We start from the raw sequence: 15,966 nt of genomic DNA, 5'->3' as shown, positions 1-15,966 counted from the left end.
TGGACGCGGGGGAGTGGCGCAGAGCCGCGCGCGGGCCCGCACTCGGGCCCGCGCTCCGTATGTCACTCAGGGCGTCAGTCGCTTGTTGGGTCGGTCAAGGCGTGCAGCGCGCGCAGGAAACCGCGGCGGTCCGCCTGTGGGAGTGGGGCGAGAATGCGGTCCTCGGCCACGCGGATAGAGGCGCGCACCGAGTGGTGCGCTCTGAGGCCGTCCTCGGTGATCGACAGGAGTCGGACGCGCCGATCGGCCGCGTCCGGCACCCGGGTGATGAGCCCGGCCGCCTGGAGCTTGTCCAGGGTGGTGATGATGCGTGTCTTGTCCGCGCCGATGGCCTCGCACAGTGCCGCCTGAGTGCGGATCGGGCTGCCCTCAAGGGCGCTGAGCACCGTGTAGCCCCACATGGAGAGGCCGTGCTCGGCGAGGACCGGATGTTCCGCGTCGACCAAGGAGCGGAGCAGTGGCTGGAGCATCGCGGCGAGATCGCGGCTCCGGTCGTCGGCGGTCATGGCGTCACGATACTCGTTGACAGATCATATGCTGAGGCAGATCATAAGCGCATGCCTACGAATGAAATCCGATCGGGAAGCGCCGCCTCCCGGGATGCCGCATCACCCCCGCCGGGGGAAGAGCTCCTCGTGCTCGATGCCGACGCCGTTCGCATCAGCCTCGAAGTGGTGGCGAGAGTGACGCCGGCGGACCTGGACCGGGCGACCCCGTGCGCCGGATGGACGCTGCGCGACCTGCTGGTCCACATGACCGCTCAGCACTACGGCTTCGCGGCGGCGGCTCGCGGAGAGAGCGGCCTTGAGCCGTGGCGGCCGCGGGCCGGGGAACATGACCCCGTCAGCGCGTATCGGTGTGCGGCCGAGCGCGTCCTGGCGGCGTTCGCCGAGGCCGGCGTCCTCGACGGGTACTTCCGCCTGCCGGAGATCGACGCCGAGCGTCCCTTCCGCGCGGCCCGGGCCATCGGTTTCCACCTCGTCGACTACGTCGTCCATTCCTGGGACGTGGCCCGAAGCGTGGGTGGCACGGTGGACTTCGGCCCCCGGCTGCTCGACGCCGCGCTCGCCGTGGCCCGCGCGGTTCCCGACGGCCCCGCCCGCACCGTCCCGGGCGCCGCCTTCGCCCCCCGGACCCCGTACCCACATCGCACACCCCTGGAAGAGATCCTCGCCCTCCTCGGCCGGTCACCCGCCTGGCCGGAGTGAAGGAGGGCGACCGGCCGCCCTCTCGGTCGCCATTGGCTGACTCCGTTGCCGCTGCCGCACGCCATCGAGCAGCCGGGTCCGCTGGGCCGGTGACATCGCCAGATCGGCTCCGGTCAAGGCCAGCGCGGTCGCCCCGTCGAGCACCGCCAGGTCGGCGCCCGGGCTCTTGCCGTACGCGGTGAACTCAGGGGTGTGCTGCTTGGCGCCGCCCGTGTCGTAGCCGATTGTGGGATGGATGGTGGGGAGGAGCTGGGAGACGTTGCCCATGTCCGTGGAGGCCATCGTCTCGCCGTGCCGGGACGTCGCGGTGCGGCCCAGTTCGCCGAGAGCGCCCGCGTACGCCAGCGTCATGTCCGGATCTTGGCGTAGGTCGGCGAAGTCCCTTCCATGGCTGCGGAGTTCGAGGCCGGCCCCGGTGGCGAGAGCCCCGGCCTCGAAGCAGGCGCGCACCCGCAGCCAAGCCTCCGCGAGCTGCACCGTGCTGCGCGCCCTGACCTCGCAGCGTGCGGACGTACGGGCCGGGATGACGTTGACGGCCTGACCGCCGTCGGTGACGATCCCGTGCACGATCACGCCGGGCGGCAGTTGCTGGCGGAGCAGTCCGAGGGCGGTGTGGGCGACGGTCATCGCGTCGAGGGCGTTGACGCCCTCCCAGGGGGCGAGCGCCGCGTGCGAGGGCAGTTGACGGCGCTCGCCGGCTCGGCGGCTGCGCGGGAGCCGGTCCGCACCCTCACGCTCGATGCCGTCGACCGGGCCCTGGTCGACGAGCTGGTTCGCGACGGCCGCCTCGGTCTGGCAGAACTCGCCACGCGTACGGCGACCAGCCCGGCCACCGTCCGCCGCCGGCTGCGTCGTCTAGATGTACCGACCGGGGACATTGATCGAGAGCAGGGCGTGCCGCTTAGCAGTCACGAGGCTGGGGCCGAGTGTCTTTCAGTCAGGTCCTTGGCAAGCTGGCTGATGCGTTTGCGGGCTGTCTCTGGGGTGAGTATCTCGATGTGGTTGCCGAACTGGAGGAGCTGACGCACTGACTCGATGTCGGGGTAGCGGACGACAATGGTGCACCAGCCGTTTTCCGTGTCGGAGACATCGTGGATGCGGGTGCCGAGGATGCGCCGTGCCAGGTCGAGGCCATTTTCTCGCAGACGGACGGTCACGCTCACGCGGCCTGGCCTCTCGGTGCGTTCCTTCAACGCAGCCCACCTTGTGCGGAGGGTCTCATCTGGCCGGAGAACAGCTGGCGCGTCGAGTTGTTCGTAGGCCGAGAGTCGTTCCAGAGCGAACAGCCGACCGGTCCCATGGTCGTCGGCGATGAGATACCAGCGGCCTGATTTCGCCACGATCCCGTACGGGTCGACCACCCGCGCCGAGGCCTGTTTCTCGGCGCTGCGCCGGTACTGGATTCGCAGCCGGCGTCGGTGTCGCAGGGCCGAGGCTAGATCCGATACGTCTACCGCTGGCTTTGAGTCAGCAAGCCACGCGTTGCTGTCCACCAGTACCAGGTCCGCCAGTCGCAGCAGGCTCGGCGACTCAGGTGCTGCGGCCTGGCGGGCGGCGATCTTGCGCGCGGCCGACTCCTGCACCGCAGACAGGCCCATGCGCTCAAGTTGCGCGCTGTCCAAACCAGCCACGGAGAGGGCCTCCAGCTCTGGTGGTTCCAGATGGGATGCGTTGAGCCGTGCACCGGGGAGCAGAACGATCCCACCATTCCGCCCGCGTTCGGCATAAACAGGCACACCTGCTGTCGAGAGTGCCTCGACATCCCGCAGCGCAGTCCGCCGGGACACCTCCAGGCGCTTGGCGAGCTCGGTGGTGGTGATGCGCTGACGGGTCTGTAGGAGCAGCAAGAGGTGCAACAGCCTCGAAGCCTTCATGCTGACCAACGTTCGCAGAAAAAGGTGACAGGTTCTGTCGCGGTTAAGCGATCAACTGGAGCGGTACCGAGAATTCAACGATCTGAGGAGCGCTCTATGCCCGCACCCAACCTGTTCCTGATCTACGTCCGCGACGCCGAGGCCGCTACGGCCTTCTACAGCGACTTGTTCGAGATCGAACCGACCTTCACCAGTCCCCACTACGTGGCTTTCGAGGTAGCCCCCGGCGTCCTGTTCGCGTTGTGGACGGGGGGCAGCGAACACGCGGTCCCGAGCACCCCTCGCACGAGCGAAGTCGGGCTGATGGTGCCGGGAGCAGCGTCCGCAGTTGACGAGATCTTCACGAGTTGGGTCTCGAAGGGAGTCCATGTCGTGGAGGAGCCGTACGACGCTGTCTTCGGCCGCACGTTCGTGATCACGGACCCCGACGGCAACCTCATCCGGGTCTCCCCGGTGGACTGAGCTGCACGACCCTTACCCACTATGTTCGTTCTCGAAGGGCCGGCCACACACGATGGCCGGCCCTTCAGCTTGTCCAGGAGCTCAGACATGTCACATCCGAACGCTGCCCTCACCCCGCGCCACCGTCTGAAAGTCGCGCGACTCGTCGTTGACGACGGCTGGCCAATCAGCGAAGTTGCGGCCCGTTTCCAGGTCTCCTGGCCCACCGTGAAGCGCTGGGTCGACCGCCACCTTGCTGGCGAGTCAATGCAAGACCGCTCGTCCCGACCGAAGACCTCGCCGAAGAAGACGCCCAAGGCAGTATCGATGCGATGCGTCAGCTTGCGGAGGCGATTGAGGGAGGGCCCAGTTCAACTCGCGACACGACTCGGCATCGCGCGTCGACAGTCCACCGTATCCTCACCGCGGCGCGGCTGAACAGGCTGTCCTATCTCGACCGTGCCACTGGAGAACCCATCCGCGCTTACGAGCACCCGTACCCCGGCTCGCTGGTGCACGTGGACGTTAAGAAATTCGGGAACATCCCTGACGGCGGTGGGTGGCGCTATGTCGGGCGACGGCAAGGCGAGAGGAACCGCTCGGCCACTCCCGACAAGCTGAAGAGCAAGTGGGGCAACCCGAAACTCGGCTACGCCTTCATGCACACGATCATCGACGACCACTCACGCGTCGCATACACCGAGGTACACGACGACGAGACCGCCATCACCGCCGTCGGGGTGCTGCATCGAGCGGTGGCGTGGTTCGCCGAACGCGGCGTTACCACCGAGCGAATTCTGTCGGACAACGGAGGCGCGTACCGGTCCTTCCTCTGGCGCGACACCTGCGAGGCCCTGGCCATCACGCCGAAGCGCACACGTCCTTACCGACCGCAGACGAATGGCAAGGTGGAGCGCTTCCATCGAACAATGGCCGACGGCTGGGCTTACGCCCGTTGCTACCAGTCAGAACAAGAGCGACGGGACGCACTCAAGACGTGGCTACACCACTACAATCAGCACCGGCCCCACACGGCTTGCGGCAACCAGCCGCCCTTCTCACGATTGACTAACGTCCCCGATCGGTACAAATTCCCGTGCTGCAGAGGTTAGTTGCTTGTTGGGGGGCGACCCTCGCGAGTGGGCAGCTCCTCACCTCCCCGACAGAAGGCCCGGACGATGCAGAGGTCCGCGGCCTTCGTCGTTGTGTGGTGGAGCGTCTTTACGCCAGGACGCGTTCCAGGCTTTCGTTCGCGAAGAACTCCGCGGGCGAGGTGACCCCCGCCGCCACCTTGGCGAACCCGTCCATGGCCGGACGGCTGCGCGACACCTCGCCGAGCAGCTGCTGCATCTCCGGCGGCGGTGGGTCCAGGGAAGCGAGCTGGGCCGTGAACTCGTACATCGGCATGACCTGCCTGTCTCTGCTCTCCTGGTAGTTCCTCATCGCCACGTCGAACGCGCGCCTGCCGGTGAAGGTCTGGTCAAGCGCCTGCGCACACAGTTCCGCGTCGCGGAAGGCGTCCTGGATGCCCTGGGCGGTGATGAAGTCCTTGAGGTATCCGGCATCACCGACCAGTGCCCAGCCGGGGCCGTACGGTTTGCGGAAGAAGTTGGGGACCGCCATGCCGACGAGACGTTCCACCCGCGTGGCCGCCGCGGCCCGTTCGGCGAAGGACGGAACCAACGCCAGGGTCGCCAGGTAGCCGGCTTCGATGTCCGACCGGTTGGCCTTGAAGTCACGGATCGGCAGCCCGCAGATGACCACGGTCCGGGCGTCGTTGGTGGGCCATGCGGCGAAGGCTCGGTCGGGCCGGACATAGGTTTCGAACCGGCCGTTCATCGGCAGTCCGGTCCAGTAGGAGTAGTAGCTGTACTGGAGCTTCGGCTTCTCGGCGTATTGGCCGGCGCCGACGGCCTTCGCGACGGGGGAGTGGACCCCGTCAGCGCCGACGACGACGCGAGCGTACTCCGTGACGCTGTGTCCGCCGGCGCTGTGGCCCCTGATCCCCGTCACGGTGTCGCCCTCGATCACGAGGTCCTCGACGGTGAACCCCGGGCGCACCTCCGCGCCGGACTCTGCCGCGGCGTCGATGAGGATCTTGTCCAGGACCGTACGGCGCGGGGCGTACGCGGCCCGGAACCCGGCGCCGGCCGGAGACCCCTCGATGGTGAAGTGCCCGAAGTCGAAGGAGTAGGTGTCGATCGGCGGACAGCCGCTCGCGACCACCGGGGTGAGCAGTCCCCATCTGGCCAGGGCGGCAAGGCCGGGCGGATGGATGAGATGGGTGGAGATCGTGTCGCTCGGGAACGTCGCCCGGTCGAGAAGGAGCACCCGGTAGCCGCGGCGGGCCAGGAGCATCGCGGTCGGTGCCCCGGCGCAGCGTGCGCCGACCACTATGGCGTCGTAGAGGTGGTTCGTCATGTCGTCACCTGCCGATCAGTCGGCACCGGTCCGGTCCGGCGGCAGTAGCGCGTCTCGGCGGTCATCCGGCCGGGCGCCTGGTATCGCTGCGCGCCTCCGGGAATCCCCACTTGACCGGACGCGGGGTTCGTACGGTCACACGCTAGGCGGCGGGTGGGGCGCGCCGCGTCCGCAGAACGTCCACTCCTGCGCGTGGGTAATTCTTCCCAGGCGTCAGACGAGGTGGTTTCTGTGGGCGTACGCCGTGGCCGCCGAACGAGAGGACACTTTGAGCTTGAGGAAGATGTTGCTGAGGTGACGAGCAACCGTCTTCTCGCTCAGAAACAGGGCGTCCGCCACGGCCCGGTTCGACTTCCCCACCGCGACATGCCGCAGTACCTCCAGCTCACGAGCCGTGAGCAGGCCGGCCGCCCGGGCCGGGGCCGTGCGCGAGAGCCCCTCGACGCGCATCAGGTCCGGTGCGGCCCCCAGCTCCCGGAAGACCGACGTGGCGGCCTCGAACTCCAGCTGGGCGGTGATCTCGTCACCGGTCTCCCGGCATGCCAGGCCGACGAGCAGGCGGGTCCGCGCGGCCTCGTAGGGCGCCTCGAGTTCCCGGAACGATGCCACCGCGTGGCCCAGCACCGCCTGGGCACTGCGCGCTTCACCGCCCGCCAGGAGTACCGCGCCCTGCGCCCGTCCACTGACAGCGCTCAGCAAGGGAAAATCCAGGGCCTCGGCGACCGCGGCCAGTTCCGCTGCGGCACGTCGAGCGTCTTCGCCCTTGTCCGCTGCCAGCATGATCTCCACGTACGCCGGCAGGATCCGGCACCGGGACGCCGGGTCACCCGCCCCGTCGAGTGCGGTGCGGATCGCGTGTTCGGCCGCCGTAACCTCCCCGGCCGACAGCAGCGACAGCGCTACTCCCGGCTGCGCGGTGTGCCCGAGTCTGCTGGCCTCGCGGTAGGACCGCTCCGCCTCGTCGTGCTCCCCGCGCAGCCGATAGAGCTCACCGAGCTGGTAGTAGGCGGCATCGGCGGACTGTGCGGCCGGCATCGAACCCATCCACCGGCACGCGCGATTCGCCTCCTCCAGGGCGTCCGCCCAGTCTCCGTGCAGACACATGATCTCGACGCGGTGGACCAGGCAGATGCCCCGGTAGGGCACCAGCTCCTCCTGCGCCGCGCACCACCGCGAGAACTCGGCCGTCCACTCCCGGGCCCGGCGCAGATCGAAGACTTCGCGGCAGGCCGCGATCACCGCGCAGTACGCGAGCCCGGACACGACCGGGGACACCTCACCCGCCGTCACCGCGACCATGGCCTCGTCGAGGAGCTGGGCTCCTTCCTCGGCCCGGCCGAGCCGGATCAGGCTCTCGCCGATGGAGATCATGGCGAAGTTCATCAGGTCCGGGTCCCCGAACCGCGTCGCGATCGTCAACGCCTGCTCGGAGACCGCCTCGGACCTGGCCGCATCCCCTGCGAGAAAGCTCTGGAGTCCTTCCAGCGCCAGGAGGTACCCCTGCTCCACGCAGTCCGGCTGCCCGGCATCCAGCAGCCGCTGTGCCCTTGCCATCCAACCGGCGCCACGGGCCCACTCGCCGCTCAGAACCAGGTCGAGCCCCAGCCAGAACACGCAGCGGACGGCCCGCGGCACCTCGCTACGCGTCAGCCACGCGTGGTGTGCCCTCGTCCACAGGTCGTCGCTCTCGGAATCCTTGCCGATCAGGTGCGCGGCGAGCGCGAGCCGCTCAAGGTCCTCCGGATCGAGTGGCCGGTGCCGATCGGCCTCCGACAGAATCGCGAACACGTCTCCCCAGGCGCGCCGCGCCAGTGCTTCGCCGGCGGCCTGCAGCGCTGCGACTGGCTTCATACCACCCAGTCTCCCAGCACCCGGACAAACGCCCCGAGAACCACACCGGGGCGACGGAACGGCAACTCAGGTCCACGCCGGGTCACGGCCGAAGCCGGACGTGCCGCACGCCCGAGTGGGGCACGGCCGTCCGCGACGTGCGGCATGGCGTCGAGGCATGGCGTCGAACGTCGCGAAAGGCCGCACCCGCCCGGTTCAGGACGCTGCGGGCCCCGTCGCGTTGATGAGTGCGAAGGCGCCGCCCTGCGGATCCTGCACGACGGCCATCCGGCCCGCCATCATGTCGAAGGGCGGCTTGAGGACGTTGCCGCCGGCCCGGACCAACGCGTCGACCGTGCTGTCGGTGTCGTCGACGGAGAAGTACGTCAGCCAGTGCGAGGGGGTGCCCGGCGGCACATCGATCCCGGCCAGGTTCTGCATGCCGCCGACCATGCGGCCGCCCACCGAGAGCGAGAGGTAGCCTTCCCCGCCTTCCATGGGGGCGGCCTTGATGCCGAGTGCCTTGGCGTAGAAGGACGAGGCGGCGTCGGGATCGCTGGTGTTGAGCTCGTTCCAGATGATGGCGCCCGGCTCGTTGACGAGGCCGGCGCCGTGGAAGTCCCGCGCCTGCCAGAGGCCGAAGACGGCGCCCGTGGGGTCGCTCACGATGGCCATCCGGCCGAGCTGTTGCACATCCATGCCCGGCATCTGCACCTGGCCGCCGCCCGCCGTGACGGCGGTCTCGGTGGCGTCCACGTCGGCGGTGGCGAGGTAGGTGGTCCACACGGGCGGCGGCATCGGGTCGAGCCGGCTGCCGTCCGGGTTCATCGCGGCCATGATTCCCGCGACCGGCTTGCCGTCCATCGTGCAGACCGCGTAGCCCCCTGTCTCGGGCGGTCCGACCTCTGCCTGCCAGCCGAGCAGATCACGGTAGAAGTCCAGAGCGGCCTGCTGGTCGGGGACCATGAGATCGACCCAGCAGGGGGTACCGGGCGGGTAGGGACCGGTGGCATCGGGCATGACGGGGCCTCCGTGGCGGTGGGTCATTCCGAGGTCCACCTTTGCCCTGTGGTCCGCCTCGCCATTCCTGGAAGCCGTACGTGGCAGCCTTTTGGGTGCGGCCAAGCGGCCACGGGCCGATCGGCCGAGCCGGCACGCGGGGCGCCTCATCTCGCTGCACACCCGATTGCTCGCGCCGGCGTACTCGCTCCCCTCGCGGTCCTCGGCCAACGGCTTCCGGATCAGATTCCGGTGGAATGAACCTGACCTTCCAGTTATCGGGCGGTGCCGAAAAGCCACTTGATCGGGAATGCCGCGGAATCCGGAATGTTGCATTCTTAACGATCTCGACAAGGCATTCCTCGACAAGAGCCGTCCTTTATGGCACTCTTCAGCGGAGTCGTCATCTCGGGGGGCGCGTTGACGACGAACGGGGGGAGACGCAATCTCTTCTGCATGCCTGCGCCCGACCAGCGTAGGTATCACAATCATGGGCTTTCACAATTCTGCGCGCGTCGCGCGTCCGCGTGCCCACAATCAACGGGGATAGATTTCAGTGATAGCGGAAGAAGTCTATGATCTGGTGATGGATGACTTGTTCATCCGAGCCGATCATTTGGCGCCAGGGAGCTCTGTCTTCCTCAAGCTAGAGGGTCTTAATCCGGCAGGATCGGTCAAACTCAAGACCGCCGTCGCCCTGGTTGCGCAGGCCGAGGAATCGGGCCGCGATTTCCCTCGCACTCGGCTGATCGAATCGACATCGGGAAATCTCGGTGTGGCGCTCGCCATGGTCTGCGCGGCGAAGGGGTATCTCCTCACCTGCGTGACCGACCCGAATGCCAACGCCCAGTCGGTGCGCCTGATGAGGGCGCTTGGGGCCGAGGTCGTCCTGATCGACCTGCGGGACGACAACGGCGGTTTCCTGCAGTCCCGCATCGACTACATCGGTGACCGCCTGCGGCGCGAGCCCGACACCTACTGGCTCAACCAGTACGCAAACCCGGCCGGCCCGCAGGCCCACCGAGAACGCACGGGCCGCTCCATCTTCGAAGAGGTCGGGCACGTCGACCAGGTCTTCATCGGAGCCGGCACGACCGGGACCTTGATGGGCTGTGCGGAGTTCTTCCGGGAGCACAGTCCAGCCACCCGGATCATCGCGGTGGATTCCGTCGGGTCGGTGTCGTTCGGCGGCCCTCCGAGTCGGCGCCATATACCTGGGCTGGGCACCAGCCGACGGCCGGAAATCCTGGACGAGGCAATGATCGACGAGATCATTCACATCCCGGAGTCGGATGCCGTGGAAATGTGCAGAGCGCTCGCGGAAGAGCGTGGACTGCTGCTTGGCGGATCGACAGGAACGGTTCTCGCCGCGGTAAGCGAAAAAGCCAAGAACATTCCTGAGGGAAGTGTTGTGGTAGCCATCTCGCCGGACTTCGGCGAACGCTATCTGGAGACGATCTACAACGACGCCTGGGTGGCCGAGCGGTGGCCCGAAATCGAGTACCGAAAAGTCTCGGAAAATTCTCGGGTCCGCACCCGGGCCTGAGGAGAGGAAAAGAACGTGTTCGACTTCGATGTAGTGGCGGGCGAGACCGTTCGCGACGTGCTCAGCGGCAAACGTGCCGAGGTCCTCGGGATCGTCGGCAACGCCTATCGCAGCCATGAGGCAGGGGAATCGGTCAATCCGGATAGCTACTTCCTCCGGTTTCCCGAGAAGCCCGACTCCCGGATCATCGCACTACCCGCCTACCTCGGTGCCGATGTCCAGCTCGCCGGCATCAAGTGGATCGCCAGCTTCCCCAAGAACACCGAGGCCGGAAACCCCCGCGCCTCGGCCGTGCTGATCCTCAACGACTACGAGACCGGCTACCCGGTCGCCTGCCTGGAGGCCGCGAACATCAGCGCGGCCCGCACGGCCGCCTCCGCCGCCGTCGCTGCTTCCGCCCTGCGACCGGGCGGCTTCGCCGGGACCCGTATCGCCATCGTGGGCGGCGGCGTCATCGCCCGGAACATCTGCGACTACCTCCACGCCGCGGGCTGTGCGCCCGACGCGTACCTCGTTCACGACCTCCACCAGGAGTCGGGGCAGGCACTCGTGGAGCACCTGCGCACCACCCAGCAGCGTGCCGCCTCGTTCACCGACGACCTGGGCACCGCGCTGGAGGCGGAGACCGTGGTCTTCGCCACGACCGCGCTGGAGCCGTACGTCACCACTCCGTTCAAGCCCGGCCAGGTCGTGCTGAACGTCTCGCTACGGGACCTGGCCCCCGAGGTGGTGCTGGCGGCGGAGAACATCTTCGACGACGTCGACCACTGCCTGAAGGCCAACACCTCGCCCCACCTGGCCGAACAGCTCACCGGCTCACGGGACTTCGTGACCGGAACCCTGGCCGGGGTCCTCAACGGCGACGTATCGGTGGCCGCCGACCGGCCGGTGATCTTCTCGCCGTTCGGACTCGGCGTACTCGACCTCGCAGTGGGCGCGTTCGTACTGCAGCAGGCGCGAGAAGCCGGCACGGCCATCGCGATTCCCCACTTCTTCGGGGAGACGCGGCGATGGTGACCACACACTCCACGGCGGCGGCAGAGTCGCCCGCACCGCCCAGCGGGCGACACACCACCCTCGCCGTCGTCGGCGCCGGTTCGCGCGGCCTCGGCGTCATCGAGCGTCTGGTCAGCCACTGCCTGGCGGACCCGTTCCCCGTCACCGTCCACCTGGTGGACCCCAGGCCCCTGGGCCCCGGATTCCACCTCGACGACCAGCCCGACCACCTCCTGCTGAACACCGTCTGCGCCCAGATCACCGCCTTCGCGGACGAAAAGATGGTCGACGGCCCCATCGGCGTGGACGGCCCGTCTCTCTACGAGTGGTGCCACGCGAAGGAGTTACGCCTGGCGGCGGACGGATACACCGTGCGCGAGGCGCAGGCGGGGGAGGGGGATGCGGGGGGACGGGAGATCCGGCCCAACGACTTCCTGCCGCGTCGGCTGCTCAGCGAGTATCTGCTCTGGGCCGCGCAGCGGATCGTCGCGGCGGCGCCCTCCTGTTTCACACTCGTACGGCACGCCACCACCGCCCGCGAGGTGCGGCCGGCCCCCGGCGGCGAGAGCGTCATCCTCGACGACGGCGGCCGGGTGCACGCCGACGCGGTCTTCGTCACCGTCGGGCACCACTCCCTGTATCTACCTGCCGAACCGCCGCACGAGCCACGGCTGATCACCCGCCCGTACCCGCTGCCCACGGCCCTGGACACCATCGCGCCCGGCGACCGCGTCGCGGTACTGGGCATGGGGCTGACGGCCATGGACGTCATCGCCTCCCTGACCCTGGGCCGCGGCGGCCGGCACGAGCCGACCGACGGGGGCGGGCTGCGCTACATACCCAGCGGCGAAGAGCCGCTGATCGTGCTCGCCAACCGCTCCGGCCTGCTGTCGCGCAGCCGGCCTGTACTCAACCCGGGGCGGCCCCGCTTCGTGCCCCTCTCGCTGACGCCCGACCGGATCCAGGCGCTGCGTGACCGTCGCTCCGACGGCCGGATCAACTTTGCCGAGGACGCCCTGCCCTTGGTCGAGGCCGAGATGGAACTGGCCTACTATCGCGCGCTGTTGGGCCGTCGCTGCGACGACATCATGGGCATGGGCGCCGAGTTCGCCCGCCGCGTGGCCGAGTCCGGCTGCGACGGTCTGCTGGCCGAGCTGCGCGCAGAGCACGGCCCCTTCCCGCTGCACGGTGTCCTCACCGACCAGCTCACCGAACGGCAGTGGCCTGAACAGGGTGACTACGCCGAGTGGTTCTCCATGCAGATCGGCATGGACCTCGCCGAGGCCAGGGACGGACTGGGCGTGAGCCCCGTCAAGGAAGCTCTGGAGGTGCTGCGCGACCACCGCGACGCCCTCCGGTCCGTCGTCGATGCCCCGGGCGTCGACGACCCGTCCCTGGACCACTTCTTCGGCGAGTTCGCCTCCACCGTCAACCGCCTGGTGATCGGCCCGCAGCTGGACCGGTCGGTGGAACTGCTGTCCCTGCTGGACTCGGGGGTGCTCCGGGCCGGCCCCGGCCCCCGGCCCAAGGTCACCGCGCCCAGCGGGCAAGGACCTTGGCGCCTGGAATCCACCTGCCTGGCCCGGCCGGAGCGTGTCGAGGTCGACCATGTCGTCCTCGCTCACCTCGCCGAACCGAGCGCTGACCGGTTGCCCGCCTCCCTGCTCGGCCGGCTCGTGGCCGCGGGCCGCGTCTCCACGATGGCGAGTCGCGGCACCCGGGCCCCGGGCCTGTACGTCACCCGGGAAGGCCAGGGCATCGGCTCCGCCGGAGACGTACAGACGGGGCTGTTCTTCCTCGGGCCGCACACCGAAGGCTCCAGCTACTACAACCACTACGTTCCGTCCCCCGGCGTACCTTGCCGCGCGCTGCAGGACGCCGAACTCGCTCTCCGTACCGCCCTGCCCGCCCTTCCCGCGAGGACATCATGAGCAACCGCGAGACCTTTACCCCTTGGACCCGGGACTACCGCCCCGAGACCCGCGCCGCCCAGGGCGACGGCTGGCGCTGCCCGACCACCGGAGCCGTGCCGCCCCCGGTCGGGCTGGGCGCGACCTTCGCCCGGGACGACCGGTACCGCACCCCTGCCGGCTACGCCTACCTGCGCGATCAGGGCACGCCCGGCTATGAGCAGGCCGAGGATGTGGTCGCGGGCCTGGAAGGCGGCGCCGACGCGCTGGTGTTCTCGTCCGGCATGTCCGCCGCCACCGCCGTCTTCCAGGTCCTGCCCGCCGGGGCCCGCGTGGTGGTTCCGCAGACCATGTACTTCGGGCTCACGAAGTGGCTGCTGGAGTTCGGGGCGCAGCGCGGTCTTGAGGTCGTCCGCGTTCCCATGGACGACCTGGACGCGGTGGCAGCCGCGGTGGAGGCGGCGCCGACCGCGCTGCTGTGGGCGGAGTCCCCGGCGAACCCCACCTGGCTGGTGACGGACCTGGCGGCGTGCGCCGAGATCGCACACCGCGCCGGCGCCCTGTTCGGTGTGGACAACACCGTCCCGACCCCGGTGCACACCCGGCCGTTCGAGCTGGGCGCGGACCTGATCATGCACTCCGGCACGAAGTACCTCAACGGCCATACCGATGTCGTGGCCGGGTTCCTGGTGGCCGCACCGGAGCACACCGAAGACCGCGAGGCCCTGCAGACCCTCTGGGAGCGGCTGCGCCTGCACCGGCGTCTTACGGGACCGATCCTCGGGCCCTGGGAGACGTATCTGCTGATGCGCGGCATCCGTACGCTCTACCCCCGGATGCGTCAGATTTCGGCCACGGCCATGGAGGTCGCCGAGCACTTCGCCGGACACCCCTTGGTCAGCCGTGTCGCCTACCCGGGCCTCCCCACCGACCCCGGTCACGAGGTCGCCTCCCGGCAGATGACCGGTGGCTACAGCGGGATGCTCTCCCTGCACGTCGCCGGGCCGTGGCAGCGGTCCCTGCACGCGGCCGAACACTGTGAACTGTTCATTCGCGCCACGTCTTTGGGCGGGGTGGAAAGTCTGATTGAACACCGATACACCTTTGAGGGACCAGACAGCACTTCTCCCAAGGACATGCTGCGGCTGTCCATAGGTCTCGAGGATCCGACCGACCTCGTGGCCGACCTGGAGCAGGCATTGGAACGCGCCGCTAAGGACGAATCTTGAGCTCTGACACCACCAACGCCGGCAGCGCCGGGGAGGCCGGTACCGCTGGGGAGGCCGGCACCTCCAGCACCACCGCCACAGCGTCGCCCCCGACGGGATCCGGGGTTTCGCCGGCGGGGTCCGGCCGGACCGGCCCGTCCGGGCTGCTGCGCGACATGTCGCTGTCCGCGGTCCTCGCCGGGTTCGTGGCCGTCGTGGTCTCGTACTCCGGACCGCTGGTCATCGTCCTCGCCGCGGCCTCGGCCGGGCATCTGGACAAGGCGCAGACCGGGTCATGGGTGTGGGCCATCTCCATCGGCAGTGGCCTGACCTGCATCGGGCTCAGTCTGCGGACCAAGATGCCGGTCATCACCGCCTGGTCGACACCGGGCGCGGCCCTTCTGGTGACCAGCCTGGGGGCCTACTCCTACGCGGAGGCCATCGGGGCGTTCCTCGTCACCGGTGTCGTGATCACCCTGGTCGGGCTGACCGGGGTGTTCGGGTGGCTGATGCGGCAGATCCCCACGGCCGTGGTCTCGGCCATGCTCGCGGGCATCCTGTTCTCCTTCGGCACCGGTGTGTTCACCTCGCTGAAGACCGCACCGTGGATCGCCGGGGCCGTCCTGGTCGCCTATCTGATCGGCAAGCGGTGGCTGCCGCGATACGCCGTGCTGATCGCCCTCGCGGTGGGGGTGGTGTTCAGCGCGGCCACCTCGCGGCTGAACATCCAGCTGGACCACATCGAGCTGGCCCGCCCCGTGCTGACCACGCCTCAGTTCACCTTCGCCTCGCTCATCGGCATCGCGGTCCCGATGATTCTGGCCACGCTGGCGTCGCAGAACGCCCCCGGCATGGCCGTCCTCACCGCGTCCGGCTACCGGCCCAAGGACCGGCTGCTGATCGGCTCGACGGGCCTGGTGTCCACCGCACTCGCGCCCTTCGGATCGCATGCCATCAACCTCGCGGCGATCACCGCGGCGATCTGCACCGGACCCGAATCGCACCGCGACCCCAAGCGGCGTTACGTCGCCGGTGTCGCGTGCGGAGCGTTCTACCTCCTGATCGGTGCGTTCGGCACGACCCTCGTGGTCTTCTTCGCGGGTCTGCCGAAGGAGTTGGTCGCCGCCATCGCCGGAGTCGCCCTCTTCGGCGCGCTGGCAGGCGGTCTGACCGGCGCGGTCACGGAGGAGAAGGACAGGGAGGCGGCCCTGATCACGTTCCTGGCCACCGCGTCCGGGATGACCCTCTTCGGCATCGGATCGGCCTTCTGGGGCCTGGTCTTCGGTGTCGTGGCTCATCTCGTACTGACCCGTTGGCGAGGGCGCTCGGCCACCGGCTGATCTCGCAGTGGTCAAGCGGCCGCACCGGCGTCGTGCCGGGGCGGCCGCTTGGCACATCACGGGCGTGGACGCTCGCCATATGGCGGCTCGGGTAGCGCGCACCGAGGAGGCGAACCGGATTGGTCGGTGCCTGCCTGACCAGTGACGGCACTCATAGTTCGGCCTTGAACAAATTCCCCCATCCCGCACCGGC

At 68.8% G+C, this 15,966-nt stretch carries 14 protein-coding genes and 1 pseudogene; 9 read left to right on the top strand and 6 right to left on the bottom strand.

The genetic code is table 11. The features are described from left to right. Positions 1–74: 74 nt before the first annotated feature. Positions 75–506, bottom strand: coding sequence for a MarR family winged helix-turn-helix transcriptional regulator (locus ACH4FH_RS12345; RefSeq protein WP_398555736.1), 432 nt, complete (start codon positions 504–506; stop codon positions 75–77). 51 nt (positions 507–557) lie between these two features. On the opposite strand from ACH4FH_RS12345, the gene ACH4FH_RS12340 reads away from it, so the two are divergent. Continuing rightward, positions 558–1,208, top strand: a complete 651-nt coding sequence (locus ACH4FH_RS12340) for a TIGR03086 family metal-binding protein (protein ID WP_398555735.1) — start codon at positions 558–560, stop codon at positions 1,206–1,208. Here the strand turns inward: ACH4FH_RS12340 and ACH4FH_RS12335 are convergent. After that, entirely contained in the window at positions 1,188–1,889 is a 702-nt protein-coding gene (locus tag ACH4FH_RS12335) for a peptidase dimerization domain-containing protein (RefSeq protein ID WP_398556060.1), read from the bottom strand. The genes ACH4FH_RS12340 and ACH4FH_RS12335 overlap by 21 nt on opposite strands. On the opposite strand from ACH4FH_RS12335, the gene ACH4FH_RS12330 reads away from it, so the two are divergent. Further along, on the top strand, positions 1,770–2,231 hold the full coding sequence (locus ACH4FH_RS12330; RefSeq protein ID WP_398555734.1) for an AsnC family transcriptional regulator: 462 nt from the start codon (positions 1,770–1,772) through the stop codon (positions 2,229–2,231). The genes ACH4FH_RS12335 and ACH4FH_RS12330 overlap by 120 nt on opposite strands. On the opposite strand, the gene ACH4FH_RS12325 is transcribed toward ACH4FH_RS12330, so the two are convergent. After that, complete coding sequence (locus ACH4FH_RS12325) at positions 2,117–3,082, bottom strand: helix-turn-helix transcriptional regulator (protein WP_398556059.1); 966 nt, start codon at positions 3,080–3,082, stop codon at positions 2,117–2,119. The two genes, ACH4FH_RS12330 and ACH4FH_RS12325, sit on opposite strands and share 115 nt — an antisense overlap. A 96-nt stretch (positions 3,083–3,178) precedes the next feature. On the opposite strand from ACH4FH_RS12325, the gene ACH4FH_RS12320 reads away from it, so the two are divergent. Both ACH4FH_RS12320 and ACH4FH_RS12315 read left to right on the top strand, forming a co-directional pair. Continuing rightward, on the top strand, positions 3,179–3,544 hold the full coding sequence (locus ACH4FH_RS12320; RefSeq protein ID WP_262036924.1) for a VOC family protein: 366 nt from the start codon (positions 3,179–3,181) through the stop codon (positions 3,542–3,544). Positions 3,545–3,631: 87 nt separating this feature from the next. Further along, positions 3,632–4,635, top strand: a pseudogene (locus tag ACH4FH_RS12315) (IS481 family transposase). A gap of 109 nt (positions 4,636–4,744) precedes the next feature. Here ACH4FH_RS12315 and ACH4FH_RS12310 read toward each other — a convergent pair. The 3 genes from ACH4FH_RS12310 to ACH4FH_RS12300 all read right to left on the bottom strand — a co-directional run bounded on the left by ACH4FH_RS12310 (position 4,745) and on the right by ACH4FH_RS12300 (position 8,794). Continuing rightward, on the bottom strand, positions 4,745–5,944 hold the full coding sequence (locus ACH4FH_RS12310; protein WP_398555733.1) for an NAD(P)/FAD-dependent oxidoreductase: 1,200 nt from the start codon (positions 5,942–5,944) through the stop codon (positions 4,745–4,747). 213 nt (positions 5,945–6,157) lie between these two features. Continuing rightward, the gene (locus ACH4FH_RS12305; protein WP_398555732.1) at positions 6,158–7,795 is read right to left on the bottom strand and encodes a LuxR C-terminal-related transcriptional regulator; all 1,638 of its coding nucleotides are present in this window, start codon (positions 7,793–7,795) and stop codon (positions 6,158–6,160) included. 195 nt (positions 7,796–7,990) lie between these two features. Further along, a complete protein-coding gene (locus ACH4FH_RS12300) occupies positions 7,991–8,794 on the bottom strand; it encodes a VOC family protein (RefSeq protein WP_398555731.1) in 804 nt (267 codons plus the stop codon). A gap of 565 nt (positions 8,795–9,359) precedes the next feature. Between ACH4FH_RS12300 and sbnA the strand changes: the two genes are divergently transcribed. The 5 genes from sbnA to ACH4FH_RS12275 are packed head-to-tail and all read left to right on the top strand — an operon-like array spanning position 9,360 to position 15,773. Then, positions 9,360–10,319, top strand: coding sequence for a 2,3-diaminopropionate biosynthesis protein SbnA (gene sbnA / locus ACH4FH_RS12295; protein WP_398555730.1), 960 nt, complete (start codon positions 9,360–9,362; stop codon positions 10,317–10,319). 15 nt (positions 10,320–10,334) lie between these two features. Continuing rightward, positions 10,335–11,336, top strand: a complete 1,002-nt coding sequence (gene sbnB / locus ACH4FH_RS12290) for a 2,3-diaminopropionate biosynthesis protein SbnB (protein ID WP_398555729.1) — start codon at positions 10,335–10,337, stop codon at positions 11,334–11,336. Further along, entirely contained in the window at positions 11,330–13,246 is a 1,917-nt protein-coding gene (locus ACH4FH_RS12285) for an FAD/NAD(P)-binding protein (RefSeq protein ID WP_398555728.1), read from the top strand. The genes sbnB and ACH4FH_RS12285 overlap by 7 nt, the downstream gene beginning before the upstream one ends. Continuing rightward, positions 13,243–14,454: a trans-sulfuration enzyme family protein gene (locus tag ACH4FH_RS12280; protein WP_398555727.1), complete on the top strand. Its 1,212-nt coding sequence runs from the start codon at positions 13,243–13,245 to the stop codon at positions 14,452–14,454. Before ACH4FH_RS12285 ends, ACH4FH_RS12280 begins: the two co-directional genes overlap by 4 nt. Then, positions 14,451–15,773: a benzoate/H(+) symporter BenE family transporter gene (locus tag ACH4FH_RS12275; protein ID WP_398555726.1), complete on the top strand. Its 1,323-nt coding sequence runs from the start codon at positions 14,451–14,453 to the stop codon at positions 15,771–15,773. The genes ACH4FH_RS12280 and ACH4FH_RS12275 overlap by 4 nt, the downstream gene beginning before the upstream one ends. Positions 15,774–15,966: the final 193 nt, after the last annotated feature.

Source organism: Streptomyces sp. NPDC017993 (assembly GCF_044328065.1).
In the GTDB taxonomy this organism is placed as follows: Bacteria; Actinomycetota; Actinomycetes; order Streptomycetales; family Streptomycetaceae; genus Streptomyces.
Note: the sequence above shows the minus strand (reverse complement) of the source record. Positions and strands in the feature narration are given on the sequence as shown.

Excerpts from the sequence above, each read along its gene's own strand:
- ACH4FH_RS12345 (WP_398555736.1), bottom strand. The coding sequence starts at position 506 with ATGACCGCCGACGACCGGAGCCGCGATCTCGCCGCGATGCTCCAGCCA.
- ACH4FH_RS12340 (WP_398555735.1), top strand. The coding sequence starts at position 558 with ATGCCTACGAATGAAATCCGATCGGGAAGCGCCGCCTCCCGGGATGCC.
- ACH4FH_RS12325 (WP_398556059.1), bottom strand. The coding sequence starts at position 3,082 with ATGAAGGCTTCGAGGCTGTTGCACCTCTTGCTGCTCCTACAGACCCGT.
- ACH4FH_RS12320 (WP_262036924.1), top strand. The coding sequence starts at position 3,179 with ATGCCCGCACCCAACCTGTTCCTGATCTACGTCCGCGACGCCGAGGCC.
- ACH4FH_RS12310 (WP_398555733.1), bottom strand. The coding sequence starts at position 5,944 with ATGACGAACCACCTCTACGACGCCATAGTGGTCGGCGCACGCTGCGCC.
- ACH4FH_RS12305 (WP_398555732.1), bottom strand. The coding sequence starts at position 7,795 with ATGAAGCCAGTCGCAGCGCTGCAGGCCGCCGGCGAAGCACTGGCGCGG.
- ACH4FH_RS12300 (WP_398555731.1), bottom strand. The coding sequence starts at position 8,794 with ATGCCCGATGCCACCGGTCCCTACCCGCCCGGTACCCCCTGCTGGGTC.
- sbnA (WP_398555730.1), top strand. The coding sequence starts at position 9,360 with ATGGATGACTTGTTCATCCGAGCCGATCATTTGGCGCCAGGGAGCTCT.
- ACH4FH_RS12285 (WP_398555728.1), top strand. The coding sequence starts at position 11,330 with ATGGTGACCACACACTCCACGGCGGCGGCAGAGTCGCCCGCACCGCCC.
- ACH4FH_RS12280 (WP_398555727.1), top strand. The coding sequence starts at position 13,243 with ATGAGCAACCGCGAGACCTTTACCCCTTGGACCCGGGACTACCGCCCC.